The 25,309-nt window shown below is 69.8% G+C and carries 26 protein-coding genes; 16 read left to right on the forward strand and 10 right to left on the reverse strand.

What is annotated here, in order from left to right; all coding sequences use genetic code 11:
• Nucleotides 1-63: 63 nt before the first annotated feature.
• Complete coding sequence (locus tag ACFQ4H_RS24880; RefSeq protein ID WP_377574767.1) at nt 64-4,449, reverse strand: S8 family serine peptidase; 4,386 nt, start codon at nt 4,447-4,449, stop codon at nt 64-66.
• 339 nt (nt 4,450-4,788) lie between these two features.
• Here ACFQ4H_RS24880 and ACFQ4H_RS24885 point away from each other — a divergent pair, with 339 nt between their 5' ends.
• Both ACFQ4H_RS24885 and ACFQ4H_RS24890 read left to right on the forward strand, forming a co-directional pair.
• On the forward strand, nt 4,789-5,217 hold the full coding sequence (locus ACFQ4H_RS24885; protein WP_377574879.1) for a winged helix-turn-helix domain-containing protein: 429 nt from the start codon (nt 4,789-4,791) through the stop codon (nt 5,215-5,217).
• A gap of 21 nt (nt 5,218-5,238) precedes the next feature.
• Nucleotides 5,239-6,165 (forward strand): hypothetical protein, encoded by a 927-nt coding sequence (locus ACFQ4H_RS24890; RefSeq protein ID WP_377574770.1) that lies wholly within the window; start codon nt 5,239-5,241, stop codon nt 6,163-6,165.
• A gap of 26 nt (nt 6,166-6,191) precedes the next feature.
• Here ACFQ4H_RS24890 and ACFQ4H_RS24895 read toward each other — a convergent pair whose 3' ends face one another.
• Nucleotides 6,192-6,566 (reverse strand): DsrE family protein, encoded by a 375-nt coding sequence (locus ACFQ4H_RS24895; protein WP_377574773.1) that lies wholly within the window; start codon nt 6,564-6,566, stop codon nt 6,192-6,194.
• Between the two features lie 14 nt (nt 6,567-6,580).
• Between ACFQ4H_RS24895 and mtfM the strand changes: the two genes are divergently transcribed.
• Complete coding sequence (gene mtfM, locus ACFQ4H_RS24900) at nt 6,581-6,685, forward strand: small membrane protein MtfM (RefSeq protein WP_377574776.1); 105 nt, start codon at nt 6,581-6,583, stop codon at nt 6,683-6,685.
• Between the two features lie 150 nt (nt 6,686-6,835).
• Nucleotides 6,836-7,435: a heme-binding beta-barrel domain-containing protein gene (locus ACFQ4H_RS24905; RefSeq protein WP_377574779.1), complete on the forward strand. Its 600-nt coding sequence runs from the start codon at nt 6,836-6,838 to the stop codon at nt 7,433-7,435.
• An 88-nt stretch (nt 7,436-7,523) separates the two neighbouring features.
• On the opposite strand, the gene ACFQ4H_RS24910 is transcribed toward ACFQ4H_RS24905, so the two are convergent.
• Together ACFQ4H_RS24910 and ACFQ4H_RS24915 are read right to left on the reverse strand one after the other, a co-directional pair.
• Nucleotides 7,524-8,420 (reverse strand): aminotransferase class IV, encoded by an 897-nt coding sequence (locus tag ACFQ4H_RS24910; RefSeq protein ID WP_377574782.1) that lies wholly within the window; start codon nt 8,418-8,420, stop codon nt 7,524-7,526.
• A gap of 87 nt (nt 8,421-8,507) precedes the next feature.
• Entirely contained in the window at nt 8,508-9,578 is a 1,071-nt protein-coding gene (locus ACFQ4H_RS24915) for a helix-turn-helix transcriptional regulator (protein ID WP_377574785.1), read from the reverse strand.
• Nucleotides 9,579-9,678: 100 nt separating this feature from the next.
• Between ACFQ4H_RS24915 and ACFQ4H_RS24920 the strand changes: the two genes are divergently transcribed.
• The 6 genes from ACFQ4H_RS24920 (at nt 9,679) to ACFQ4H_RS24945 (ending at nt 14,478) form a co-directional block, all read left to right on the forward strand.
• Entirely contained in the window at nt 9,679-10,341 is a 663-nt protein-coding gene (locus ACFQ4H_RS24920) for a DinB family protein (protein WP_377574787.1), read from the forward strand.
• A gap of 80 nt (nt 10,342-10,421) precedes the next feature.
• Nucleotides 10,422-10,817 (forward strand): Fur family transcriptional regulator, encoded by a 396-nt coding sequence (locus tag ACFQ4H_RS24925; protein WP_377574881.1) that lies wholly within the window; start codon nt 10,422-10,424, stop codon nt 10,815-10,817.
• The gene (gene ygfZ / locus ACFQ4H_RS24930; protein WP_377574789.1) at nt 10,817-11,929 is read left to right on the forward strand and encodes a CAF17-like 4Fe-4S cluster assembly/insertion protein YgfZ; all 1,113 of its coding nucleotides are present in this window, start codon (nt 10,817-10,819) and stop codon (nt 11,927-11,929) included. Before ACFQ4H_RS24925 ends, ygfZ begins: the two co-directional genes overlap by 1 nt.
• Nucleotides 11,930-12,028: 99 nt before the next feature.
• On the forward strand, nt 12,029-12,868 hold the full coding sequence (locus ACFQ4H_RS24935) for a beta-keto acid cleavage family enzyme (RefSeq protein ID WP_377574792.1): 840 nt from the start codon (nt 12,029-12,031) through the stop codon (nt 12,866-12,868).
• A gap of 106 nt (nt 12,869-12,974) precedes the next feature.
• A complete protein-coding gene (locus ACFQ4H_RS24940; protein ID WP_377574794.1) occupies nt 12,975-13,355 on the forward strand; it encodes a VOC family protein in 381 nt (126 codons plus the stop codon).
• 163 nt (nt 13,356-13,518) lie between these two features.
• Nucleotides 13,519-14,478, forward strand: coding sequence for an asparaginase (locus tag ACFQ4H_RS24945; protein ID WP_377574797.1), 960 nt, complete (start codon nt 13,519-13,521; stop codon nt 14,476-14,478).
• Between the two features lie 104 nt (nt 14,479-14,582).
• Here the strand turns inward: ACFQ4H_RS24945 and ACFQ4H_RS24950 are convergent, their stop codons facing one another.
• Nucleotides 14,583-15,386 (reverse strand): alpha/beta fold hydrolase, encoded by an 804-nt coding sequence (locus tag ACFQ4H_RS24950; RefSeq protein WP_377574799.1) that lies wholly within the window; start codon nt 15,384-15,386, stop codon nt 14,583-14,585.
• A gap of 111 nt (nt 15,387-15,497) precedes the next feature.
• Here ACFQ4H_RS24950 and ACFQ4H_RS24955 point away from each other — a divergent pair, with 111 nt between their 5' ends.
• The 4 genes from ACFQ4H_RS24955 to ACFQ4H_RS24970 all read left to right on the forward strand — a co-directional run bounded on the left by ACFQ4H_RS24955 (nt 15,498) and on the right by ACFQ4H_RS24970 (nt 18,234).
• Nucleotides 15,498-16,121, forward strand: a complete 624-nt coding sequence (locus ACFQ4H_RS24955; protein WP_377574802.1) for a helix-turn-helix domain-containing protein — start codon at nt 15,498-15,500, stop codon at nt 16,119-16,121.
• A complete protein-coding gene (locus ACFQ4H_RS24960; protein ID WP_377574805.1) occupies nt 16,121-16,966 on the forward strand; it encodes a hypothetical protein in 846 nt (281 codons plus the stop codon). The genes ACFQ4H_RS24955 and ACFQ4H_RS24960 overlap by 1 nt, the downstream gene beginning before the upstream one ends.
• A gap of 69 nt (nt 16,967-17,035) precedes the next feature.
• On the forward strand, nt 17,036-17,350 hold the full coding sequence (locus ACFQ4H_RS24965) for a DUF2516 family protein (protein ID WP_377574808.1): 315 nt from the start codon (nt 17,036-17,038) through the stop codon (nt 17,348-17,350).
• The gene (locus tag ACFQ4H_RS24970) at nt 17,347-18,234 is read left to right on the forward strand and encodes an alpha/beta fold hydrolase (protein WP_377574811.1); all 888 of its coding nucleotides are present in this window, start codon (nt 17,347-17,349) and stop codon (nt 18,232-18,234) included. Before ACFQ4H_RS24965 ends, ACFQ4H_RS24970 begins: the two co-directional genes overlap by 4 nt.
• Nucleotides 18,235-18,261: 27 nt before the next feature.
• Here ACFQ4H_RS24970 and ACFQ4H_RS24975 read toward each other — a convergent pair whose 3' ends face one another.
• The 3 genes from ACFQ4H_RS24975 to ACFQ4H_RS24985 form a co-directional block, all read right to left on the reverse strand.
• Complete coding sequence (locus ACFQ4H_RS24975) at nt 18,262-19,470, reverse strand: MFS transporter (protein WP_377574814.1); 1,209 nt, start codon at nt 19,468-19,470, stop codon at nt 18,262-18,264.
• Between the two features lie 197 nt (nt 19,471-19,667).
• Nucleotides 19,668-20,369, reverse strand: a complete 702-nt coding sequence (locus tag ACFQ4H_RS24980) for a nucleotidyltransferase domain-containing protein (protein ID WP_377574816.1) — start codon at nt 20,367-20,369, stop codon at nt 19,668-19,670.
• 155 nt (nt 20,370-20,524) lie between these two features.
• Complete coding sequence (locus ACFQ4H_RS24985) at nt 20,525-21,334, reverse strand: methyltransferase domain-containing protein (RefSeq protein WP_377574818.1); 810 nt, start codon at nt 21,332-21,334, stop codon at nt 20,525-20,527.
• Between the two features lie 141 nt (nt 21,335-21,475).
• On the opposite strand from ACFQ4H_RS24985, the gene ACFQ4H_RS24990 reads away from it, so the two are divergent.
• On the forward strand, nt 21,476-22,390 hold the full coding sequence (locus ACFQ4H_RS24990; RefSeq protein ID WP_377574884.1) for an SDR family oxidoreductase: 915 nt from the start codon (nt 21,476-21,478) through the stop codon (nt 22,388-22,390).
• A 70-nt stretch (nt 22,391-22,460) separates the two neighbouring features.
• On the opposite strand, the gene ACFQ4H_RS24995 is transcribed toward ACFQ4H_RS24990, so the two are convergent.
• Nucleotides 22,461-23,429, reverse strand: coding sequence for a helix-turn-helix transcriptional regulator (locus tag ACFQ4H_RS24995; RefSeq protein ID WP_377574821.1), 969 nt, complete (start codon nt 23,427-23,429; stop codon nt 22,461-22,463).
• A gap of 76 nt (nt 23,430-23,505) precedes the next feature.
• Here ACFQ4H_RS24995 and ACFQ4H_RS25000 point away from each other — a divergent pair, with 76 nt between their 5' ends.
• Complete coding sequence (locus ACFQ4H_RS25000) at nt 23,506-24,318, forward strand: EI24 domain-containing protein (protein WP_377574824.1); 813 nt, start codon at nt 23,506-23,508, stop codon at nt 24,316-24,318.
• Between the two features lie 102 nt (nt 24,319-24,420).
• Here ACFQ4H_RS25000 and ACFQ4H_RS25005 read toward each other — a convergent pair whose 3' ends face one another.
• Nucleotides 24,421-25,296: an alpha/beta fold hydrolase gene (locus ACFQ4H_RS25005; RefSeq protein WP_377574827.1), complete on the reverse strand. Its 876-nt coding sequence runs from the start codon at nt 25,294-25,296 to the stop codon at nt 24,421-24,423.
• Between the last annotated feature and the right edge of the window lie 13 nt (nt 25,297-25,309).

Below are 25,309 nucleotides of genomic sequence, written 5' to 3' on the forward strand. Positions count from 1 at the left end.
CGGACCCGGTACGGGTCCGACGGCCACCGGCCTGGTTCAGGCGACGAGTCTGATCAGTTCAGATCAGATCCCGCCCACCCGGCTGTCACACGCGACCACCGGATCGAGGACGAAGTCGACGGTCGACACGAAGCCGGCATCGAGCTGCAACCGCTGGACCTCGGGGATCCAGCCGTCCTTCGCGACGATCACCTCGTAGCTGCCCTTCGGCACCCAGTAGCCGTACTTGCCCTGGGCGTCGGCGGTCAGCGTGTAACCACCGCTGTTGTTGTTGAGCCGGACCGTGGCCTTCACCGCGACGCGGTCACCAGCGCAGGTCTGGCCGACCACGGTGCCCTGGATCTTGCCCCAGCTGGCCAGCGGCTGGACGTTCATCTTCACGCTCACCGCTGGTGCCTGGTACGGGCTGTCCGACTTGACACCCAGCTCGGCCGTGTAGGCACCGGGCTGGGCGATGCCGTTCTCGGCGGTGGCGGCCAGGCTGACCGTCACCGTCTTGGAGGCACCCGGAGCCAGGGTGAAGGTGGTCGGCGTGGTGGAGAGCCACGCCACGTCCCCGGCCGCGTCACACATCTCGAGTCCGCCGAGCAGCTCCGTCTCCTTCGAGCCGACGAACGACGAGGGCGAACCACCGATCTTGTACGCGCCGCAGGCAGCGGCACCCCGGTAGCGGCTGAACTGCGCGTTCGGCAGCTCCAGCCAGGACCCGGCGGCCGGGTCGTACGCCAGCGTGCGGTTGGAGACCGCGGTCGAACCGGCGGTCACGCCACCGGCCAGCACGAGCAGGCCACCAGCGGCGGCATACTGCGAGCCCCACAACTCCGCCGGCATCGTCGGCAGCGCCGTCCACCCGTCCGAGGCGGGGGAGTAGACGTAGCCGTCGGTGTACTCGGTCTCACCGGTGCCACCGGCGCAGTAGACGTTGTCACCGATGCCGCCACACGCGATCCACGAAACCGCGTGCGGGTAGTTCGCACCCGTGCTGAACGAGCCAGCGGCCGGGTCGAAGACCACCAGCTTGTTCGAGTCGGTGCAGTTGCCGTCCAGGCAGCCACCGGTCAGGTAGATCTTGCCGTTGACCACTGCCGTACCCGCCGCCGAAGCCGGTGACGGGTTGGTGACCCCGCTCAGCGTGCTCCAGGTGCCTGCCGCCGGGTCGAAGACATCGACCGTGGCGACCGGCGTGCCGCCGCTGGCCCAGCCACCCAGGACGTAGATCTTGCCGTTCACCGCAGCCGCGGATGGCTTCGCACGGGCGGAGGGCATGTCGGGCAGGGCGGTCCAGGCGTTGGCCGCCGGGTCGAACACCCAGATCTTCTTCTCGTTGCCGGTACCGCTGCCACCACCGATGGAGTAGACCTTGCCATCGAGGGTCACGGCGGCGTTGTCGAAGACGGCTGCCGGGAGGTCGGCCACCCGGGTCCACGCGTCGTCGACCTGCGGCGCGGCCTGGGCGACGTTGCCCGCAGCGCCGTACGCGACTCCGTTCTGGGCCTTGCTGATCCCCTTGACCGTGTGCTCGACCAGCGGCGAGCCCTGCTGGAGGAGCAGCGGTCCGAACGGACCGTTACGCTCCAACATCTCCACGTTCGCCGGAGCGCTACCGGTGTTCTTGATGGTCACCTTCGTGCTGCGGGTGCTGCCGTACGGCTGGTGCGACTCGACCGTGGCCGTGCTGACCGTCAGCCGGCCCGCCTTGAGGGCGAAGTCGGCCTTCCGGGTGGCGTTCGCGACGATCGTCGCCGACTTCGTGGTCGCCTGGTACGGCGCCTTCGTGGCGGTGAACGAGTGCGCTCCGACCTGGCTGGAGAAGAGCCAGTAGAAGCCGTCACCGATGTTCGGGTCGTCCGGCGTCGCGACCGACGTGCCCTTGTCCGCCGGAGCATCCACACTGGACACAACTACGCCGTTGAGCGCAGCACCGGTGTTCTTGTCCGTGGTGAAGCCGGTCAGCAGACCGCCCGGGATCGGGGTGCAGAGCCGGTTGACCACCTGTACGTTGTCGACCTCCCACCACCAGGCGTAGCTGCCCTTGTAGCGGAAACGCACCTGGACGCTGGCCGCACCGGCGGCAGCCGTCAGCGGAACCTCTTCGAGGACCGGGCCCCGCCGGCTGGCGGTCTGGTTCCAGACGTTGGTCCAGGTCGCCCCACCGTCGACGGTGACGTCGATGTCGGCCGGGCTGCTGAGCGCGCGGAAGTCGCTGTTGAACCGCAACACCGGCGCATTCACTCCGGTCAGGTCCAGCGCCGGGGTGATCAGGTCGGTGTCCTGGGTCTTGCCGCTACCCAGCTTGTCGCTGTCGATGATGGCGAAGCCACCGGAGCCACCGGTCAGGTTGCCCCGGTTGCCGATGTCCTGGAAGCCCCAACCGCCGCCACTGGTCCGGTTCACCACCGACCAGCCGGCCGGGGTGTCCGTACCGTCGAAGGTCTCCGACAGCAGCGGGTCGCTGAGACCGGCCGAGTAACCGGCTGCGGTGCAGCCCGGGTCGATCGGCATCGCGACGTTGGCGGTCTTGGCCGCCGCGGCGACCGTCAGGTCGGTGACGACCGTCTGGTAACCGGGGTAGTTGGCCGTCGTGGTCATCTTGTAGGTGCTGTTACCGGGAACCGTGAACGAGTACTGACCGGTTGCCGGGTTGGTGTAGACCGGACCACCCGGCCGGCCGGCCACCTCGATCTTGGCGTACAGCGGCCAACCGTGGCCGGAGCCGTCGGTGACCTTGCCGGAGACGGTGACCGTCGGCGACGCCACCAGCGGGAAGTTCTGCGTGACGGCAGTCCCCTCGGTGACGGTGACCGTGACGGTCTGGGTGGCGTAGCCGTACGCGCTGGCGATCACCTCGTGCTCGCCAGCCGGCACGGTCAGCCGGTAGCGGCCGTCGGCACCGGTGGTGGCGCTACGGGTGTCGACGGTGACCGTCGCGCCGGCGATGGCGGCGCCACCGGCGGCGTTGGTGACGGCACCGGTGATCTGACCGACCGGTCCGCGCGGGGCGTTGTTGACCGCCTGGTACGCGTTGAGCCGGCCCTCGCCGAAGACGTTGTTGTCGTCGACGGTGCCACCGCAGGTCAGGGCGTTGACGTCGGTAGCGGTGTCGTCGAGCAGCGTCTCCGTGGCGACGACGTCACCACGCAGACTCGGGGCAGCCGACCAGATCAGCGCCACCGTGCCCGAGACGTGCGGTGCCGCCATCGAGGTGCCGTTGAACGCCGCGTACCCGTTGCCCGGGACACTCGACCGGACGTTGACGCCGGGTGCGGCGATGTTCGGCTTGATCGAGCCGTCGAGGGTGGATGCACCCCGTCCGGAGAAGCTGGCGATGTTGTTGCTCACGTCGTACGCGCCAGCCGCGTAGGAGTTGGGGTAGTCGCCGGGGTTCTCGGCGCTGCCGCAGCCCGGTCCGTCGTTACCGGCGGAGAAGCTCGGGAAGATCCCGGCCGCCCGCCACGCGGCGACGGTCTGCTGGTACCAGAGGTCGTTCTGCCCGCCGCCCCAGGAGTTGTTGACGATGTCGGCGTGCAGGTCCGGCCGGGGGTTCTGGCCGTTCAGGTCGGTCGGGGCGAGCACCCACTGGCCGGAGGCCAGCAGGGACGACTCCGAGCAACTGTTGGTCTCGCAGCCCTTGGCGGCGATCCACTTGGCGGCGGGGGCGACACCGACCTGGTTCGCGCCACCGTCGTCGCCGACCATGGTGCCCATGGTGTGGGTGCCGTGGTCGTTGTTGTCACAGGGGGCGTCGCCGGAGCAGATGCCGGCCGGGTCGAACCAGTTGTAGTTGTGGTCGAAGGTCCCGTTGCCGAGGTTGCCCCGGTACTTGCCGACCAGGGCCGGGTGCTGGTAGTCGACGCCGCTGTCGATGTTGGCGACGACGACGCCCTCACCACGTACGCCGAACTCGCTCCAGACCCGGGGGGCCTCGATGTTGACCAGGCCCCACTCGGGGACGTCGACGCCGGACCTGGTGGAAGCCTCCGCCGGCTGTGGCTTGATCAGCTTGTAGCTGCGGACGTGCTCGATCCGCTCCACCTCGGGCCGGGCGGCGATCTCGTCCACCAGTGCCTTGTCACCCTCGACCCGCATCGCGTTGGCGATCCAGTAGGGCGTGTACTTGGCCTTACGCTCGTCCAACTCGGCCCGCAGCCCCTGCTGGCTCCGGGTCGCGGTGCTGGTGAGCTGCTGGAACACCTCGGTGGCCCGGGCGTCGTCGTCGGTCTTCTTCGCCGCCTTGCTCAGGTCTCCCCGCTCACGGAAGTAGACCATGAAGCCGGTGGTGCCCTTCGTGCCCAACTCCGCCAGGAGTTGGGAACTCACCGGCGCGTCCGGCTCGGCCGCGGTTGCGACCGCCGGTTGCGCGGTGATGCCGAGAACCACGGCCGCTGCCACGGCGAGTGGTCGCCAGAGTCTGGAGCGGTTCGCGCTCCAGCTCCTTTGGCGTCTTGACATGCTTCCTCCCCACTGTCTCGGCGCTCGAACCGAGACGCCGATCGCAGCTCCGGGATGTCCGGCGCTGCCAGCACGGCGTGTGGGCACTCTCGGGTTGAAGCTGGCGGCCCCCATGCCGGCTTGGAGTCATGCTGAGGCAGCATAGTGGTAATGATCAATGGATTCAGGCAGGCAGTATTCAAGCAGTAACTGGGCGTGATTCGGGCTGTTGTCGGAAATCGGCCTGGATCACTGTTGACTACATTGATCGGACGGCGTTGGCTAGTGGGGGCTGGCCGGCGGGGGGAGGGCACGGTGGTTAACGGTGAGATTCCGCTCGTCGTCTGCGTGTCTGCCGATGTGACGGTTCGGGAACGCGTCGTCCGACGGCTGGACGACGTTGGACCGGTGGTGATCTGTGCTGACCTGTCCGAGTTGCGGGCCATGCTGTTTCCACAGGTGAACGGTGCCCCCGATCCCCCACCCGAGTCGGTGAGTCTCGGTGAGCTCTCCGTCGACCTGGCCGAACACCTGGTGACCTGGCGCGGCCAGCCATTGGCGTTGACCCGGCTGGAGCGGGAACTGCTGGCCCGACTGGCCAGCCCACCGCTCGGAGTGTGGACGTACGAACGGCTCTTCGGTTCGGTCTGGGGCGGAGCCTATCTCGGCGACACGGCGATCCTGCACTCCGCCGTCAAACGGCTGCGTCGCAAGTTACGCGCCGTCGAGGACGGGCCACAGGTGCACACCGTACGAGGGGTCGGCTACCGCCTCGCCCTCGGATGCTGATCCTGAACATTTCGTGCCACCATGGCGGACGTGATCGAGCACCCCGACTCAGCCGGACAACCGAGCCCGAGCCAGAGCCCGGTTCCGGTCCCACCGGCCTATTCGTGGCCGCAGGGACAGCCGGTCCCGCCGCCCCGCCGGAAGTGGCGTCCCTGGCTCGTCGTGGCCGCCGCCGGTTGGGCGGTGCTGCTGCTGGTGATCACCTACGTCTCGGCCCGGGACGACGTGCCGACCGTACGGGAGCAGCACGACATCGCGCAGGCCAGCCCGGTCGTCGAGCGGGCAATCGCTGCACTCGTCGCCGCTGCCGGTCCGGACGTGGTCGTGGAGCTTTCCACCCCACGGCTTGAGGAGGGCTGTGAGCTGAGCCTGGTCTGGGAAGGCGCGACCCTGGAACGGGACGTGACGTTCCGTACCAGGGAGACCGACGACCGGCCGTTGCTCAGCCGGATCGGGCTGGCGCTGCCCGCCTCGTACCGGGCGACGGTCCGGCCCGCCACGGGGACGTTCCGGGCCGATGCTGGCGAGTTCGTCGCGATCAAGGGCGGAGTGACCGACCCGGGCGTGGTGAAACTGACCGCGAGCACCGGCTGCCGGCCGTCGTCACCCGACTTCGCCGTCGATGACCAGCCTCTGACCGCACTCCCGATCGACGGGGAGCCGGCCCGGGTGCTCGCCGCGCTCGGTGTGACCGACCGTGATCCGGTCAACCGGGTGACCGTGCCCTGCTCAGGCAACGGGTCGATGCACACGGCCCGGTCGGTTGGCCGGGGGGCGCTGTCGGCGTCGCTCGACGCGACCCTGCGACCGCTGGCCGGTGCCGACGCCGTCGTGCTGGCCGAGCAGCCCGACCGGTACGCCTACCGCAGCGGGCCGCTCAGCGTCGTGGTGGAGGCGGTCGACGGCGAGATCCGCGTGACGACCACCAGCGTCGACTGCACCGGGTGACGCCCGACCGGGGTGCGGTATCGGGGTCAGTACACCAGTGCCTGGACGCCGTCGGCCATCGCCTCTTCGACGAAGACCGCCGCCCCGGCGATCCGTACGCCGGGTAGCAGGTCGGACTCGGTGATCTCGCGACGCGCGGCACACTGGGTGCAGACGGTGACCCGCCCGCTGGTCAGGATCACGTGCAGCAGCTCCGCCAGGGGCGGCGAGTGCGGCAGTTCGAAGTCGGCGGCCCGGCCGGGCAGGGCGAACCAGGACGACTCACCCGTCAGCCACAGCGAAACGTCCACCCCGGAGGCGATCGCGGTAGCAGCGACGGTGAAGGCCTGGGCACAGCGTTCCGGTGCGTCCGCACCGGCGGTCACCTTGACGACGAGAGAACGAGCCATGGCGGCCAGCATAGGATGATCTGACGATGGTTACCGAGATTGGGTTCGTCAGCCTGCTGGTGGCGGGCTTCGGCATACTCGCCGGTGGCCTGGTCTATCTGGCTGTGCGTATTTCAAGGGGACGCTGGTGAGGCGGAGAGCTCCGCAGTCGCGAACGGAAGGTTTGTTGGTGAGCGCGAGGAGTGAGCGGAGCGAGCCCCGCAGTCGCGAACGGAAGGTTTGTTGGTGAGCGCGAGGAGTGAGCGGAGCGAGCCCCGCAGTCGCGAACGGAAGGTTTGCTGGTGAGTACGAGTCCGCAGGAGAACCCCCTACAGCCGCCGTGGCTGAACGCGCCGCCGGTCGACCCGTACCCCTTTGAGGAGACCCACGACCTGCGGGTCGGTCCCGACCTGCACCCGGCGCTGCTCGGCCTGTTGCCCTACATCGGGGTGTGGCGGGGCCGGGGCCGGGGCGGTTACCCGACGATCGAGGACTTCGACTACGCGCAGGAGATCCGGATCAGCCACGACGGGCGGCCGTTCCTGTTCTACGAGTCGCGGGCCTGGCTGCTCGACGAGCAGAGCCAGCCGATCCGGCAGTCCGCCCGCGAGGTCGGCTGGTGGCGTCCGGTGATGAAGGACGGTCGGGCGACCGACGATCTGGAAGCGATGATGGCCAGCCCGACCGGCATCATGGAGCTGTACCTGGGCAAGCTGACCGGCACCCGGGTCGAGTTCGCCACCGACGCGGTGGTGCGTACGGGCACCGCCAAGGAGGTCACCGGCGGTCACCGGCTCTTCGGCATCGTGGAGGGTGCGCTGCTCTACGCCCAGGAGATGGCCGCGATGGGGCACAGCCTTTCTCCGCATCTCTCCGCCCGGCTCATCCGGGTCGGCGGCTAACCGTCAACCGATCTGGTTGATCATGAAGTTATTGTCAGCAAACGGGGGTTTTCGGGGCAACAACTTCATGATCAACCGATCGGGCGGGTCAGACCAGCCGGGACACGACCCCGGCGGGCCCGGTCTGGAGGTCCGAGACGGCGAAACCGAGCAGTTCCCGCAGCGCGGCCGTGTGCGGTGAGGCGGGCAGCGGCATTCCGTCCAGGGTGCGTACCTCGGCCAGGCCCCGTACCGACGAGGTGAACCACACCCCGCCGGTGGCCTGACGCAGCTCGGCCGGTGTGACGAGCCGTTCGGCAGCCGGGAAGCCCAGTTGGTCGGCGTGGGCCAGCAGCCAACCGGCCGTCACGCCGGGCAGGATGCCGGTGGAGTCCGCCGGTACGGTGCACAGCGTGTCGCCGTCCAGCCAGACCACGTTCGCCGTCGGGCCTTCCAGGGCGTAGCCCTCGATCGAGGTCCACAGCACGTCGTCCACGTCGTGGGCCACGGCCCAGCGCCGGGTTGCGGCACTGACCCCGTACGACGTCGACTTGACCCCGGTCAGCAGCCAGGACGTACCGGCTCGTGAGTTGGCGGCGACGCCGAGTGGCAGGGTCGCGACGGTGATGCCGGCCTGTCTGGCCCGGCGGATCGCGGGGCCGACCTCCGACAGGGTGGTGAAGACGGTGACCGGGCCACTGCCCTCCGGCCCCCGGGTACAGACCAGCCGAAGGGCACCCTCCGTGTCGACCGGCCAGTTGGCGCACGTCGTGTCGATCAGGTCGGCCAGTTCGGTCGTCGACGGCAGGAGCAGGTCGAGGGTCTCGGCGGACCGGGCCAGCCGGGCCAGGTGCTCGTCACGTAGCCAGGGCCGCCCGGCCCGGACGTGCATGGTCTCGAAGAGCCCGTCGCCGTGCAGCACCCCGAGGTCGTCGGCGCGTACCACCGGCTGGTCGGCCGGGACCACGCCCCGACCCAGCACTGCGACGATCTGATGGCCGGACACGAGAACTGAGACTAACGAACCGGGTACGCCGAAGGTCGGGACTTCCGCAGCGGGTACGCCGCCGTACCAGTCAGTCGGCCGTACCAGTCAGTCGGCCGGGCGGACGCCCCCGGCATCCCGGGCCATACCCACGGCGCCCCCGGCATCCAGGGCCGTACCCTCGGCACCCCCGGCACCCGGGCTGTTTCCGGCGTCCTCGGCACCCCGGGCCCGGGTGAACCGGGCTCCCCAGTCGTGGATCTGCCTGAGCAGTTCGGGTGGGCTGAGGACCTGGAAGTCGGCATCGAGCAGGCCCAGTGCCATGACCACCCAGTCCAGCGAGTCGGTGGTGAGGTGTACCCGACTCCGCCCGGCATCGACCTCCTCGACCGTGCTCCAGTTGCCGAGCCGCTCTCGTACGATCGCGGCCGGCGTATCGACCAGAGCCTCCACCCGGTACGAACGGGGCAGGCTGTCCAGGCTGGCGCGGACGAATGCGGCGGCGTCGGCGGCGGGCAGATCCCGGGGCCGGAACCGGGTGCCGGTGCCCTGTGGCGCGGCGAGTCGGTCGACGCGGAAGCTGCGCCAGTCGTGCCGGGTGAGGTCGTAGGCGACCAGGTACCAGCGGCGACCGATCCAGACCAACCGGTGTGGCTCGACGTGCCGGTTGGTGTGCCGGCCGTCGGCGGCGGTGTAGGAGAAGTGGAGTTGCTCGCCGTCCCGGCAGGCCAGCGCGACCGCAGGAAGCACTGCCGGGTCGACCCCGACCCTGGTCGGGCCGTTCCAGGGAACGGGCACGGTCATCGCGCGTAGCGCCTCGACCTGGCGTCGCAGGCGGGCCGGCATGACCCGCACCAACTTGGCCAGCACGCGTACCGAGGACTCGGCGATGCCCTCCACCGCACCCTGGGCGGCGGTCTGTAGACCAACGGCCAGGGCGACCGCCTCCTCGTCGTCGATCACCAACGGCGGCAGTGCCGCCCCGGCGGCCAGTTGGTATCCGCCGTCCACGCCGCGTTGTGTCTGGACCGGATAGCCCAACTCGCGCAGTCGGTCGACATCCCGGCGCAGGGTGCGGGCTGAGACGCCCAGCCGATCGGCCAACTCGCTGCCCGGCCAGTGCCGCCGGTCCTGGAGGAGGGAGAGCAGCCGCAGCGTCCGGGTACTGGTGTTCGCCATGTTCCCGATTGTCACCCGCCATTTAGGTCAGAAAGTGGCCGCTACGGTCGCTAGCGTCGTTCTCGATCGACCGAACGGAAACAACCGGAAGGCAGAGCCCATGGCCATCACCGATCTGACCACCGACGCCACCCACGCCACCGACGCCACCGCCGGTGCGTCGACCGTCACCGCCGGTGCGTCGACCGTCACCGCCGGTGCGTCGACCGTCACCACCGATGCCACCGCCGGTGCGCCGGCCGTCACCACCGATGCCACCGGGGAGCGGGCCGACCTGCTGGCGATGCTGGCCAAACACCGGCACTTCCTGATCTTCACGACCCGTGACCTCACGGACGAGCAGGCCGGGCAGCGCACCACCGTCAGCGAGCTGTGCCTGGGTGGCCTGATCAAGCACGTCGCTGCGGCCGAGCGGAACTGGGTGGACTTCATCCTGGACGGTCCGGCGTCGATGGGGGACTTCAACACGATGACCGAGGCCGACTGGGCCCGACGGGCCGACGAGTTCCGGATGTTGCCCGGTGAGACGCTGGCCGGGGTGCTGGCCGACTACGCCGAAACGGCCCGTCGGACCGATGAACTGGTCACCACCCTGCCCGACCTGGACGTCAGCCACCCGCTGCCGGAGGCCCCGTGGTTCGAGTCCGGCCTGCGCTGGTCGGCCCGACGGGTGCTGATGCACATCATGACCGAGACCGCCCAGCACGCCGGCCACGCGGACATCATCCGCGAGTCCCTGGACGGGGCCAAGAGCATGGGCTGAACGGTGCCCGGCCAGGGCACGCCGCGACCCACGTACCACGGCCTAGTATTGGTTCGGTGTCGGACTCATCCCTGGCTGAGATGCTGCGCTCCCGCGGGTTGCGGCTGACGGCGCAGCGGCAACTGATCCTCGAAGCTGTCCTCGACCTGAAGCACGCGACTCCGGAGCAGGTGCACACCGCCGTACGTGAGGTCGCCGCCGGTGTGAACATCACCACGATCTACCGCACCCTGGAATTGCTGGAGCGGCTCGGGCTGGTTACCCATACACACCTGTCGCACGGTTCGCCGACCTATCACGCGGCAGGTCCGGATCAGCACGTCCACCTGGTCTGCCGTAACTGTGGGGCGGTGGAGGAGATCGAGCCGGAACTGCTCGGTCCGCTGGCCGGCCAGTTGGCCGACCAGCGCGGGTTCCTGGTCGACATCGGCCACGTCTCGCTCTTCGGCGTGTGTGGCAACTGCGGGGAGAAGTAATGATCGACATTGCGGGTGCGGTAACCGTCGAGGCACTCGACGAGGAGACGCGGGACCAGCCCGAGCCGGCGCATGCCTCGGCCGGGGTGGCCGGGGTCGCGGCGCACTACGGCGACCCGATGCGGGAGCAGCGGACGCTGGCCACCGACGTCGGTCTGGTCGACCGTTCCCACCGGGGGGTCCTGGCGGTGCCGGGCGTGGAGCGGACAACCTGGCTGCACACGGTGACCACCCAGCATCTGGCCAACCTGGCCGACGGGCAGGGCACCGAGCTGCTGGTCCTATCGCCACACGGACATATCGAGCAGCACGCCATGGTCGCCGAGGTCGGCGACACCACCTGGCTGGACACCGAGCCGGGCAGCACCGCCGACCTGCTCACCTACCTGGAGAAGATGCGGTTCTTCAGCCAGGTGGACCCGCGCGACGTGACCGCCGACTGGGCGGTGCTGTCGCTGGTCGGGCCGAACGCGGTCCAGGCGGCCGGTGCGCTGGGCATCACCGGACTGGCGGACCCGGACACCGTCGAGGTGCCGGGTCCGAAGTTCGCCGCCGGCTCGATTCCACCCCGACCCACCATCCGGTACGACGTGGCGCCGCTGCCCGGTGGCGGTTGGGCTCGACGCGTCCGCCTCGGTGTCGACCTGCTGGTGCCCCGGGCCGCGATGGCCGAGGTGGTCGGTGAGCTGACCGGTGCCGGCGTGCCGGTGGCCGGACTGTGGGCGTACGAGGCGCTCCGGGTGGCCGCCCGGCTGCCCCGGGTCGGCTTCGATACCGACCATCGCACCATCCCGGCCGAGGTGGACCTGATCGCGCCGGCCGTACACCTGGACAAGGGCTGCTATCGCGGTCAGGAGACGGTGGCCCGGGTGCACAACCTGGGACGTCCGCCCCGGCGACTCGTACTGCTGCACCTGGACGGGGTGACCACCGACGAGCTGCCGGCGGTCGGCGCGCCGGTGACCAACGACGGCCGTACGGTCGGGTTCGTCGGTACGGCGGTGCGCCACTTCGAGTTGGGGCCGGTCGCGTTGGCCGTGGTCAAGCGCAACGTGGCGGACGACGCGCGGCTGATGATCGGGGAGAGCGCGGCGGCTATCGACCCGGCCTGACCATCGTCGCCCCGGTCCGACCGGCCGGCAGCGACTCGCCCTGAGTCATCGTTCAGTGGGTCTGACCGGATCGCCTGGTCAGCGTCTAGGATCGCCGACATGACGACAGGGACGTTGATCACGGTTGCCCCCACCGGTGCTGAGTCGACCAAGGCGGACGTGCCGGCACTGCCGGTGACTCTCGACGAGTTGGTGCTCACGGCCAAGGAGTGCGAGGCACTCGGCGCAGCCGTCATCCACGTCCACATCCGGGACGACGAGGCCCGGCCGACCCTGGACCTCGGCCGGTTGCGGGAGACCGTGGCGGCGCTACGGACCAGCACCGGCCTGATCGTGCAGCTCTCCAGCGGCGGCGCGGTGACCGACCCGGAGGCCAACCGCCTGGCGGTGCTTGACGCCGCCCCGGACATGGCCTCCTGCACGATGGGCACGGTCAACTTCGGTGACGACGTCTTCCTCAACCGTTGGGAGTTCATCGTCGACCTGCACACCCGGATGCAGGAGCGGAACGTCGTGCCCGAGTACGAGATCTTCGACCTGGGGCAGCTCACCTCACTGCAACGGCTGCTCAGCAAGCATGGGCTGCCGGCCGGTGGCCACGTACACGTGGACTTCGTGATGGGGGTGCCCGGTGGCATGCCGGGTACGGCCGAGGCCCTGGTCGCCTGTCGGCAGGCCCTGCGTGACCTGCCCGAGGGGACCACGTTCTCGGCGACGGGCATCGGCCGTAGCACTCTTCCGGTGATGCTGACCTCCCTGGCGACCGGTGGTCACCTGCGGGTCGGGATGGAGGACACGCTCAACTACGCCAAGGGCCGCCCGGTCGAGTCGAACATGCAACTGGTCGCCCGGGCGGTCGGGTTCGCCCACTTGGCCGAGCGTGCTCCGCTGTCCCCGCAGGAGGCCCGTGAGCTGCTGGGCATCCCGACCGGCGAATAGTGGGCGGCCAGGTCCTGTGACCCAGCCGGCTGGCGTCGTTCGTCGATCGAGGTGGGGTGGCGGGCGGGGCGGCGGCTCTCCCGATCACCCCACTACGGTTGGCGCCATGATCCTTCGCCATGTGACGATCGACTGTGCCGAGCCATTCGCGCTGGCAACGTTCTGGAGCGAGGTCACGGGGTGGCCGGTGTCCGACGAGGACGAACCGGGTGACTCCGAGGTTCTCGTCGAGGCGCCCTCACCCGTGCCGGGCATGTTGTTCATCCGGGTACCCGAGGGTAAGACGGTCAAGAACCGGATTCACTTCGACTGGATGCCGACCCAGCGGACCCGCGACGAGGAGGTGGAGCGGGTCGTCGCCCTCGGTGCGAAGTTGTACGAGGACCACCGCGTCGCAGATGGGCGGGGCTGGGTCACGCTGCTCGACCCCGAGGGCAACGAATTCTGCATCGAGCGGAGCGAGGCCGAGCGCGCGTCGCACGACTGAGCGCTGATCGATCATGTGACCAGGTGCGGGGCGCCCGGCGTGGGCATCGAAGTGGCCGTGACCAGGCACAATTCGGGACAGAACTCCGGCAGTTCTCTGCCGTAGATCTCAGACCTGAGGGTTCCCTAAGGTTGCCGCAGGGCGGCTCGGTACGGTCCACGACATGGGAAAGATCTACTCGGGCGGCGTACCGCTCGCTGAGGTGGTGCGTTCCGGCTTCGTGGAGGGCGCGCACCGAGGCTCGATGGTGGTGCTCGACGCGGCCGGATCAGTGCTGGCGTCGGCCGGTGACGTCACGTCACCGATCTTCCCGCGCTCGGCGAACAAGCCGATGCAGGCGATCGGCATGCTGCGCTCCGGGCTGCGGCTGGTCGACCCGGCCGATCTCGCGCTGGTCTGCGCCAGTCACCACGGCGAGGACTTCCACCTGGCCCGGGTACGCGCCCTGCTGCGCAGCGCCGGCCTGGAGGAGGCGGCGCTGCGCTGTTCACCGGCCCTGCCGTTGGGCGAGGCGGCCAGGATCGCCGCGTACCGGGCCGGTGGTGGGCCGACCCGGTTGCAGATGAACTGTTCCGGCAAGCACGCCGGAATGTTGCTGACCTGCCTGGTGGCGGGCTGGCCGACGGACGGCTACTGGCGACCGGAGCATCCGTTGCAGCAGCGGATCCGGGCTGCGGTCGAGGAGACGACCGGAGAGGTGGCGGCTGCCGTCGGGGTCGACGGCTGCGGGGCCCCGGTGCTGGCCGTGTCGCTGACCGGGCTGGCCGGGGCGTACCTGCGGCTGGTTTCGGCCGAGCCGGGGTCGGTGGAGCGGACCGTCGCGGACGCGATGCGGGCCCACCCGCTGCTCGTCGCCGGCACCGATGCCGAGGACACCCGGCTGATGACCGGCATACCCGGGCTACTGGCCAAGAGCGGGGCGGAGAGCGTCATCGTGGCGGCCCTGCCGGGGCACGGCGCGGTCGCCGTCAAGATCGACGATGGGGCGATGCGGGGCCGGCTACCGGCGGTGGTAGCCGGACTGCACCGGCTGGGCGTACGTGCCCCGGTCCTCGACGAGTTGGCCGAGGTGACGCAGCCCGACGGCGGTGTGGTCCGGAAGGCCCCGTCCCTGACCGTCTGACGACTGGTGTCGGGCCCGGTCCAGGCGGTGTCGTGCCCGGCTCAGGTGGTGTCGTGCCGGGTCCAGGTGGTGTCGTGCCGGGTTGAGGTGGTGTCGTGCCCGGCTCAGGCGGGCAGGAAGGTCAGTAGCGCGTCGTTGACCGGACCGGGGCGCTCCAGTGGCAGCAGGTGCCCGGCGTCGGGCACATCCGGCAACCGGATCGCGCCGGGCACCTCCGCCGCGATCCGGTCGGCCAGTCGTGAAATGTCCGGGACGTCGGCGGCACCGGCTGTCACCAGCACCGGTACGTCGATCTCGGCCAACCGGCCGATCGCGGGTGGGTCGAGGTCCCGTACCGACACCTTGGCCAGCGCCGCCTCACCGGCCAGGGCCTGACGGTCCATCTCCCGGGCAAACGCGAGGAGTTCGGGGTCGACGTCCGTCGGCTGTCGGCTCGGCCCGACCACCCAGAACCGCACCTCGGCGTCGGCGGTGGCGTCGAGGTCGTCGTCGGCCACGTCGCCGGCCAGGGCATCCCACAGGTCGTTCGCCTCGGCCGACCAGCGGTGTCCGGAGACGGCGGTGCCGAGCAGCGCCAGCGCTGACACCCGCCCGGGATGGGCCAGGGCAGTGTCGATCGCCACCGCCCCACCGAACGAGCAACCGACCAGGGCGGCACGTTCCACGTTCAGGGCGTCGAGCAGGCCGGCCACGTCGTCGTAATGGGCGAACGGGGTGTCGGGCAGTTCCGATTCGCCGTACCCGCGCAGGTCCAGGGAGATCACCCGGTGGCGGGCGGCCAACGCGGTGACCTGGTGATGCCACATCCGCCGGTCGGCGATGCCGGCATGCAGGAGTACGACCACCGACCCGTCACCGCCGGTGTCGTCGTACGACAGCACTGCCCCGGCCACCTCGATCTTCGTCACCGGCGAAGGTTATGCAGCGTCGGCTGCCCTTGGCAAAAGGGTTTACCAGCATCGCTAGCTTCCGTTAGCAGTTTGCTTGCAGGAGCTAGCAGTGCGACGTACCGTGGGGTCATGGCCACTCCCAAGGATCTACCTCGCGACATCGGCGGGTTCATCCGTGATCTCCGCCGGAACGCCAAGATCTCGCTGCGGCAGTTGGCCGAACAGGCTGGTGTCAGCAATCCCTACCTGAGCCAGATCGAGCGTGGACTGCGTAAGCCGAGCGCTGAGGTCCTGCAACAACTCGCCAGTGCGCTACGGGTCTCGACCCCGGTGATGTACCTGCGGGCCGGGCTGCTCGACGACAGGGAGGGGCAGGGGGTGCTGGCCGCCATCGCGGCCGACCCCGATCTGACCATGGCGCAGAAGCAGTCCCTGAGCCAGATCTACGAGACGTTCCGCCGGGAGAACCTTCGCAACCGGGCCGACACCGGCGCCGACGATGCCGTCGCCGAACCGGCCGTCGAGCCGACCGGCGGCCCGGTCGTCGAACCGGCTGCTGGACCGGCCGTGCCGCAGGCGGGGACACCCGTGCCACAGGCGGGAACCTCGCTGGAGGACGTAATCGAATCCGTGGCGGTGACCGAGACGGGTGCCACCCCGCCGCCACCCGTCAAGCCCGCAGCCAAGCCTGAAGCCAAGCCCGAGCCGACCAGCGTCGTCGAGACCGCATCGGTGACCGAGGAGGAGAAGTGATGAGCGAGACCAGGACCCGCATCCCCGCACCGCTGTACGCCGTAGCCGGGGTCGGTGACCTCGCCTACCAGCAGGTGCGCCGGTTGCCCGAGGTGATCAACGAACTGAGCGGCAAGGCCGAGGGCTCGGGTGCCGAGCTACGGGAGAAGGCTGCGGCCACCACAGCCGAGCTGCGGGAGAAGGCCGTTGCCGCGTTGCGGACCGCGAACACGGCCGCAGGCCGTCTGCGGAAGCGGGCGGAATCCGGCAAGATCGACGCCGAGTGGCTGCGTACGCAGGCGCTCAACAACGCCGGCGCGCTGGTGGCCGGTGCCCACGTTGCCCAGGAACGGGCCCGTGCCGCGTACGAGACCCTGGTGGCCCGGGGTGAGCGGGTCGTCGGTTCGGGGATCGTACGGGCCGCCGACACGGTCGACGCTGACATGGCGGTCACCGAGGCGCCAGCGGAGTTGGCCGCAGCCCCGGCTGAGCCGACCGCGACCCGGGTGGAGCCGACGGTGAAGCCGGTCGAGCCGACCGTGAAGCCGGTCGAGCCGACCGTGGCCCCGACCGAGCTGATCGAGGCGACCGAGTCGACCACGCCGGTCGACGTGACACCGGCCGAGATGGTGACACCGGCCGAGATGGTGACACCGGCCGAGATGGTGACACCGGCCGAGGTGGTGGCGCGGGTCGAGGTCGCGCCGGCTGAGGAGAAGCCAGCGGCCAAGGCAACCAAGCGGACAGTGACGAAGGCCACCAAGCCGACAGTGGCCAAGGCCACCAAGCCGGCGGCGAAGTCCACCCGAGCCACCAGGTCGACCGCAGGCAAGACCACGAAGGACACGCCGCCGACGGCGGAGTGACTCCCGGTTGTCAACCCCGGGTGCGGCGTGGTGGCCCGTACCCGGGGCAACCGACATAAGCTTCAGTGCATGGTCTCTGCCGCGCCGCTGTTCTTCGCCGATGTTCGGGAAGTAATCAACAACGTGCTGCTCGTCTTCGCGATCGTCATCGAGGCGGTCGCGTTCGTGCACTGCCTCACGCAGCGTTCTGCGGCGTTCCCGGCGATCGGCACCCTGCCCAAGGCGGGTTGGCTGGCCATTCTGGGCATCTGCCTCGTACTGACCCTGCTCGGCTTCGGTGTGATCAGCATCTTCGGTCTGATCGGTATCGCCGCCGCACTGGTCTATCTGCTCGACGTTCGGGTCGGGCTACGCGACCTTACCGACGGTAAGGGCTTCTGGTGAGAGACTTCCGCTGGCCACCGCCACCCGACGCCGGCCCCCGGACGTACGGTCCCGGACCGAGCGCGCCCCGGACCGGGCGACCGGCCCTGCCCGAGCCGGAGACCGAACTGGTCGACACCCCGCACGGCGTACGGCTGGAGCGGCTCATCACCGGCTCCGGCGAGCCGGTCACCGTGTTCGCCCATGGCCTGGGCAGCGGGATCGCCACCACGCGGCCGTTGGGTAGCGCCGTAGCCGGCCGCAAGATCTTCTTCCAGTTCCGGGGCCATGGGCGTTCCGACGCGCCGGTCGGCCCGTGGACTTACCTCGATCTTGCCCGTGACCTGCGGGCGATGGCCGACCTGGGCGGGGCCACCCGGGCGCTCGGGGTCAGTCTGGGGGCGGGTGCACTGTGCCGGCTGCTGGTGGAGAGTCCGGAGCGCTTCGACCGGGTGGTCTTCTACCTGCCGGCGGTGCTGGACGAGCCCCGTTCGCCGGCCGTACGCCAGCGGCTCGACGACCTGCTCGACGCGATCGAGTCCGGTGACGAGTCGGAGCTGGCCGAGGAGGTGTCCCGGGAGTTGCCGCCGGCGGTACGCAACACGCCCGCCGGTTGGGCGTACCTACGTCAGCGGCTCGAACAGTTGCAGCGCGACGGGCTTGCCCCGGCACTGTCCACGTTGCCCGACCAGTTCCCGGTCCGGGACCGGTCGGCGCTGGCCAGCGTCACCGCCCACGCGCTGGTGATCGGCTGTGCCGGTGACGAACTGCACCCGGCCCCGGTCGCGGAGCAACTCGCCCAGGCGCTGCCGAACGCCACCCTGCACATCTACGACAAGCCGGGGGTCCTCTGGACCGAGCGGGCCGACCTGCGGGCCCGGATCTCCGACTTCCTCAACGGTTGACGTAGGTGAGCTGAGACCGTCACCGATTCATTCGGCGCGATTGATTCCGGGGAGCGGGTTCGCCGACCCTGCCGCGACGAGCGCGACGAGCAGGGCGACACCTGAGCCGAGGGCCATGAGGACCGAGGGTGATGCCGCGTCGACCACGACGCCGCCGAGGACCGCGCCGAATGCGATGGTGGCTTGGAACGATGCTGTGAACAGCACGGACGAGGCCTCGGTCGCGCCCGTGGCCGCGAACCAGGACTGCGAGCAGATCGGTATGGCCCCGTAGGCGGCACCCCACGCGATGAGCAGCAACGTCGCACCGATCGGTTCAGTACCGAACACGGGTAGCAGTGCGATGGCCGAGGCGAGCATGACAGCACTGGCGATCAGGGTCGCCCGAAGTCGCAGCCGTACGGTCGTGCCGGCGACGAAGTTGCCCACGACACCGGCGATGCCGTAGACCAGCAGGTACGGCGTGACCGAGCCAACGCCGGTGACCTGTTGCAGGAACGGGGTCACGTAGGTGTAGGTGCCGAAGTGCGCGGTCACGACGAGGACCGTCAGGATCACCGCGGTGCGGCCGGTGCGACCGCGCACCAGGTCCACCAACGCGGCGGGCCTGACCGGTAGCTCGGCTGGCAACGGTGGCAGCACCGCGACCAGTGCCACCAACACGATCACGGCGAGTACCCCGAGCACGACGAATGCGGTACGCCAGCCACCGTACTGGGCAATGAGGGTTCCGGCTGGAACGCCGAAGACCGATCCCAACGGTACGGCCGAAAAGATCACTGCGGTTGCCACACCGACACGTTCGGGCCGTACCAGCCGTGCCGCGAGACCGACGCCGATCGACCAGAATCCACCGATCACGATGCCGACCAGTGCCCGGGACGCCACCACGACCGGATATGACGTCGCGGTGGCGGCCAGGACGTTTGCGATGGCCAGTAGCAGCATCAGGCCGCACAGCAGCGTCCGCCGGTTGAGCCGACCGACGGCGACGGCGACGGCGGGGGCCGATATCGCGGCCAGTACGCCCGGTGTGGTCATCGTCAGACCAGCCGTGCCGTCGGATACGGCAAACGTGGATCCGATCGAGGTCAACAGCCCGATCGGCAGGATCTCGGCGGTGACGATGGCGAAGATGCCCATCGCTACCCAGCCCACGGCCAGCCAGCCGAGGAGGGGTGACCTGCTGATGGCGCGACGCGCGGTGACGGTCTGGGGTGGAGACAGGTTCGGCACCGGCCAAGCCAACAGCGGCCGTCGGGTGATTGCTGGCGGCTTTCAGCCGCGACCGTTGGTTGGTGACCTGCATGCCACGACAGGCACGGTCGCGGTGCGACCCGTGCCGCCCATGGTGCACGGAGGTGTCCGGGTGCCGACCAGCGCGACGCCGTGGGCGTCGTCGTTGGCCTCGGTCTCGCGGCCTTTCCCCTTGCTCATGCAGGAAAGCGGCTCTTGTCCATGGGGAGGTGGGCGGCGCGTACGTCGAGCAGCCAGCGTTCGACCACCGGCTCGTCCGGTTGCGGTGGCAGCGGTGTACGGATCCCGTCGAAGTCCCGCTCGGTCCGGGCCAGCAGGTCACGTGCCTCGTCGAGGTGTCCGGCGGCGACCCGTTCCCCGAAGTCCAGGAAGGACTGCGGGTCTTCGAGCCGGATCAGCAGTTGACCGGTGGCGTACAACTCCCGACCCTGGTGCAGCAACCGGGCCAGGTGCCGGGCGTGTTTGGCCGTACGTCTGCGGGTGTCGGCCGAGAACGAGCCGTCGCCGCGTGACTCCAGCTTGCGGAACTGCTGCGCCGCGTAGCCGAGGTAGGCGGCCCGGACCCGGGGCGCGGACAGGAACGCCGACCGGATGGCGATCAGTCGGTCACCGAGTTCGGTCCGTGTCTCGTACAGGTCGTCCGGCAGCCAGGCCAGTTCGGTTGCGGTCGGATTGCCGCTCAGCGCCAGCCGGCACCACTTGCCGGCCTCGTGATAGGTCACGTCCGGCTCGGTGGTGACGATCGACTCCTGGGGAGGATGCAACCCGTGGAAGGCGACCGTCGGCGCGGCGAAGATGCCGATCCGGTCGACGTCCGAGCCGGGACCGGCCAGGCCGTAGGCGGTGGAGCCGACGATGCCGGCCAGCAGCAGATGCACCCGGACAGGATGCCGCAGCCAGGGGACGGGTGCCGAACGGAATTCCTGACGTCAGCCGGTGGGCGGGCGGTCCCACAGCCACCGGCCGGTGGGCGGGTGGGTGCTCCCACAGCCGCCGGCCAGCGGGGACAGGTGGTCCCGGAAGCTGCTGCGGTTCAGGCGCGGCACAGGATCTCGCCGTGCAGGACGACGAACCAGCCATCCTCGGCGTCGGCCCACTCCCGCCACCCGGCCGAGATTCGGTCGAGGTCGGCCTGGGTCGCGGTGCCGGTGGCCAGCAACTGTCGGGCCAGGTCGGAGCTCAGGATCCGGTCCGCCCACATGCCGCCCCACCAGTGCCGGTCCTCGGGCGTGGCGAAGCACCAGGTGCCGGCGGTGGCGGTGACGTCGGTGAAGCCGGCGGCGCGGGCCCAGGAGAGCAACCGTCGACCGGCGTCCGGCTCGCCGTGGTTGGCGCGGGCGGCCTGCCGGTAGAGGTCGAGCCACTCGTCGAGCGCGGGCACCGACGGAAACCAGGTGAACGCCGAGTAGTCGCTGTCACGGGCGGCGACCAGTCCGCCGGGTCGACAGACCCGGCGCATCTCGGTCAGTGCGCGTACCGGGTCGGCGACGTGTTGCAGGACCTGGTGGGCGTGGACCACGTTGAAGCTGGCGTCGGGAAAGTGCATCGCGTGCACGTCGGCGAGGGCGAAGTCGATGTTGTCCAGGCCACGGGCGGCAGCCTCGGCCCGGGCGAGCCCGAGTGCGGTCTCGGTGGGCTCGGCGGCGGTGACCCGTCCCGGTGTGACCAGGCTGGCCAGATCCGAGGTGATGGTGCCGGGTCCGCAGCCGACATCCAGCACCGACATCCCGGGCGCGAGGTGGGGGAGAAGGTACGCCGCCGAGTTCTCCGCCGTACGCCACCGATGTGAGCGGAGTACGGACTCGTGGTGGCCATGGGTGTACACGTTCGGCGTGCCCGTCATGCCTCGACCCTAGCTTTGCGTCTTGCAATACGGGAAAGCTGTCCCGAAATTCGGGAAGTTCTGACTGGCGTGGTCAGCGGCGAGAAAATCGGACACAGGTTGTCAAGTTTTGTTGGCAGGGTCGGTCACATGACGAAGGACATGACAGGTGACCTGACCGGAAAGGTCGCGCTGGTGGCCGGGGCGACCCGGGGCGCGGGCCGTCAGATCGCCGTACAACTGGGGGCGGCGGGCGCGACCGTCTACGCCACCGGACGCAGCACCCGCGAACGGCGCTCCGAGATGGACCGGCCGGAGACGATCGAGGAGACCGCCGAGCTGATCAACGCGGCGGGCGGGGTGGGCATCGCGGTGCCCGTCGACCACCTGGTGCCCGACGAGGTACGCGCCCTCGTGGAGCGGATCGACGCCGAGCAGGGCCGGCTGGACGTGCTGGTCAACGACATCTGGGGAGCGGACCAGCTGCTCACCTGGCACAAGCCGGTGTGGGAGCAGCCGCTGGAGGCCGGCTTCCGTACCCTCCGGCTGGCCATCGACACGCACATCATCACCAGCCACTACGCGCTGCCGCTGCTGATCCGCAACCCGGGTGGGCTGGTGGTCGAGATGGGCGACGGCACCACCGAATACAACGCCACCAACTACCGGCTGTCGGTCTTCTACGACCTCGCCAAGACGTCGGTCAACCGGCTGGCCTACAGCCAGGCCCAGGAACTGCGCGAACATGGGGCCACGGCGGTGGCACTCACCCCGGGTTGGCTGCGTTCGGAGATGATGCTCGACCTGTTCGGCGTCACCGAGGAGAACTGGCGGGACGCGACGGTGAACGAGCCGCACTTCGTCATCTCGGAGTCCCCGGCCTTCGTCGGGCGGGCGGTCGCCGCCCTGGCAGCCGACCCGGACAAGGCCCGCTGGTCCGGCCAGTCGCTCTCCAGCGCACAGCTCGCGAAGGTGTACGGCTTCACCGACCTGGACGGCAGCCAACCCGACGCGTGGCGGTACATCGTGGAGGTGCAGGACCCCGGCAAGCCGGCCGACGCCACCGGTTACCGCTGACCGGGCGACGCCACCGGTTACCGCCGACCGGGCCGCTCGCCGACCCTGTCCCGCCGGACGGCCGGCCAGCTCAGTCGGCGTACAGGCCGGTCAGCCGGCGGGCGGCGCTGGCCATCCGGTCGCGCAGCTCCGCCGGGTCGAGCACCTCCACCTCCGGTCCGAGCCGGAGCATCTCGTGGTAGGCGACGTCGATGGACTCGACGGGCAGCCGGGTGGTCACCCACCCCTGCCCGTCGGGCTCGCCGGCCGCAGCTTCCGCCTCGGCCACGGCCGGTGGTTCGGCGACCACCCGCAACGCGCGCATACCGGCCGGACTCAGCCGTACGGTGATCTGGTCGGCCAGCATCGACCGGAGGAAGTCCGCCGCCCGGTCGGCCCAGAAGCCGGCCAGGTCGAACGTCTCGTCCCGGACGAAGGTCGCCTCCTCGGGTGTGACGGTCAGCACCCGGTCGACCCGGTACGTACGGTGATCGTCGCCGACCCGGCCGACGAGGTACCAGACGCCACCCTTGAGCACCAGCCCGTACGGCTCCACCGTCCGGGTCACCGACCGGTCGCCCCTGCGGTAGTCCAGTCGTACGGTCCGGTCCTGCCAGACCGCCTCGGCCAGATCGGACAGCGCGGGCGGCGGATCGGCGTTGCGGAACCAACCGGGTACGTCGAGGTGGAAGCGCTGACCCGCCCGGGCGGAGGCGTCCCGCAGACCGGGTGGCAGCGCCGCCAGCACCTTCAGTTGGGCGGCGGCCACGGATCCGGCCAGGCCCATGTCTCCGGCCGGTCCGGGCAGCCCGGACAGGAACAACGCGTCCGCCTCGGCCCGGCTCAGCCCGGTCAGCCTGGTCCGGTAACCGCCGAGCAGTCGGTAACCGCCGGCCCGTCCCCGGTCGGCATAGACCGGCACCCCGGCGGCGGAGAGCGCCAGCACGTCCCGGTAGACGGTCCGTTCGGAGACCTCCAGCTCACGGGCCAGTTCGGTGGCTGTCATCGTCTCGCGGGCCTGTAGCAGCAGCACCAGGGAGATCAGTCGAGCGGCACGCACCAGGCAATCCTTCCTCGCGCACCACGCAATACTGCCTCTCGGCCGCGCTGGCGGCCGGGCAGTAGGCTTCCCGCTCGTGGACGTTTCCAGGGTCACCGCCCCGGCGGTCAGTACGACCAAACAGTTTTTCACCGGGGTCGGCCTGCTCCTGCGGGGCATGAAGCTGTACGTCCGCAGCCCCGGCATGATGCTGCTCGGCATCATCCCGGCGTTGATCTCCAGTCTGCTGTTCATCGGCGCGTTCGTCACCCTGGTCTACTTCGTCGGTGACCTGGCCGAGTGGGTCACCCCGTTCGCCGACGACTGGTCGGAGGGGGTGCGGAGCACCACCCGACTGGTCGTCGCGATCGCCTTCCTGGCGGTGGGTGGCCTGCTGACCGTACTCACCTTCACCGCGGTGACCCTGCTGATCGGTGACCCGTTCTACGAGAAGATCTCGGAGATGGTGGAGGACCGGTTCGGCGGTGTGCCGAACGAGGTCGAGGTGCCCTGGTGGCGGTCGCTCGGGCGCAGCATCGTCGACTCGTTGCGGCTGGTCGGCCTGTCGATCCTGATCGGGTTGCCGCTCTTCCTCGGCGGATTCATCCCGCTGGTGGGACAGATCGTCATCCCGGTCATCGCCGCCGTCTTCGGTGGCTGGATCCTCGCCCTGGAGTTGGTGGCCGTACCGTTCCAACGGCGCGGTCAGCAGTTGGCCGGCCGGCGGGAGGTGCTGCGGACGAACCGGCCCATGGCCCTCGGTTTCGGGGTGGCCGTCTTCTGCTGCTTCCTGGTCCCGCTCGGCGCGGTGCTGATCATGCCGGCTGCGGTGGCCGGCGGTACGCTGCTGGCCCGTCGTTCGCTCGGTCTCTCCATCGAGGAGACCCCGTCGGTGACGGTTCGCGCCTGACCGCAGGGGGCCATTCCTGATCCCGGGACTCCGCGTCTGACCTCAGGAGGCCCTGCCTGACCTCAGGAGGCCCTGCCTGACCTCAGGAGGCCCTGCCTGACCTCAGGAGTCTTCGCCGGCCCGTTGCTTCAGCACGGTGAGGATCTCGGCAGCCCGGGTCCACAGGATCGAGCTGCCCTCGGCGGGGTAGAGATGCCGGTGGGCATTCGGCAGCCGCCCGGCCAGGGTCGCACCGAAGTCCGGTGAGTGGACCGGGCTCGTGTCGAGTTGGCCGTACCAGAGATCGACCGGCACGTCGACCTGTTCCACCGGGGTCGGCCACCGGCCGACGGCGTTGACGAGGTCACGCGCGTAGCCCGCCGGGCCCTGGCTGAACCCCTCGGTCAGTGACCGGAGGTAGGCGGAACCGAAACTACCGCCGGAGAAGAGGGCGCGGTCCCGCTGACCGGACATGCCGATGACCATGTCCCACATGCCCTCGGCCGTGGCGAGGCCGGCGAAGTGGCGCTCGAACCCGACGGGGTCCTGCCGGGCCGCCCGGACCATCCCCGCGACCTCCTCGGGGAGGAGGTGCTCGACCGTAGCCAGGTCGTCCTGGCCAGCCACCACCGCGACCGCCCGGGCGACGCCAGCCCCGCCGAGCATGAGGGCGAAGGGAGCGCCCTGGGAGAAGCCCACCGCCGTCACCCGGTCCAGGTTCTGCCGTTCGACGAGGTGACGAACGTCCTCGACCCAGCTGGCCAGCGTCTTGGCCGGGTGGGTCGTGGATCGTCCGAGTCCGGGGCGGTCCACGGCCAGCAGCCGTAGACCCAACTCGGGCAGTACGTCGACACCGAAGCCCAGGGAGCCGCTCATGCCCGCGCCGGTACAGAAGATCACCGGTTGGCCGTCCGCCGGTCCCCACTGTGACCAGGCGAGCTGACGGCCGTCCGGCAGTTTGATCGACTCGACCGCTTCGGCGGGAGGTGGACTGTGCACGAGATGACGATAT

The sequence above is a fragment of the Micromonospora sonneratiae genome, assembly GCF_042679305.1.
Classification (GTDB): Bacteria; Actinomycetota; Actinomycetes; order Mycobacteriales; family Micromonosporaceae; genus Micromonospora_H; species Micromonospora_H sonneratiae.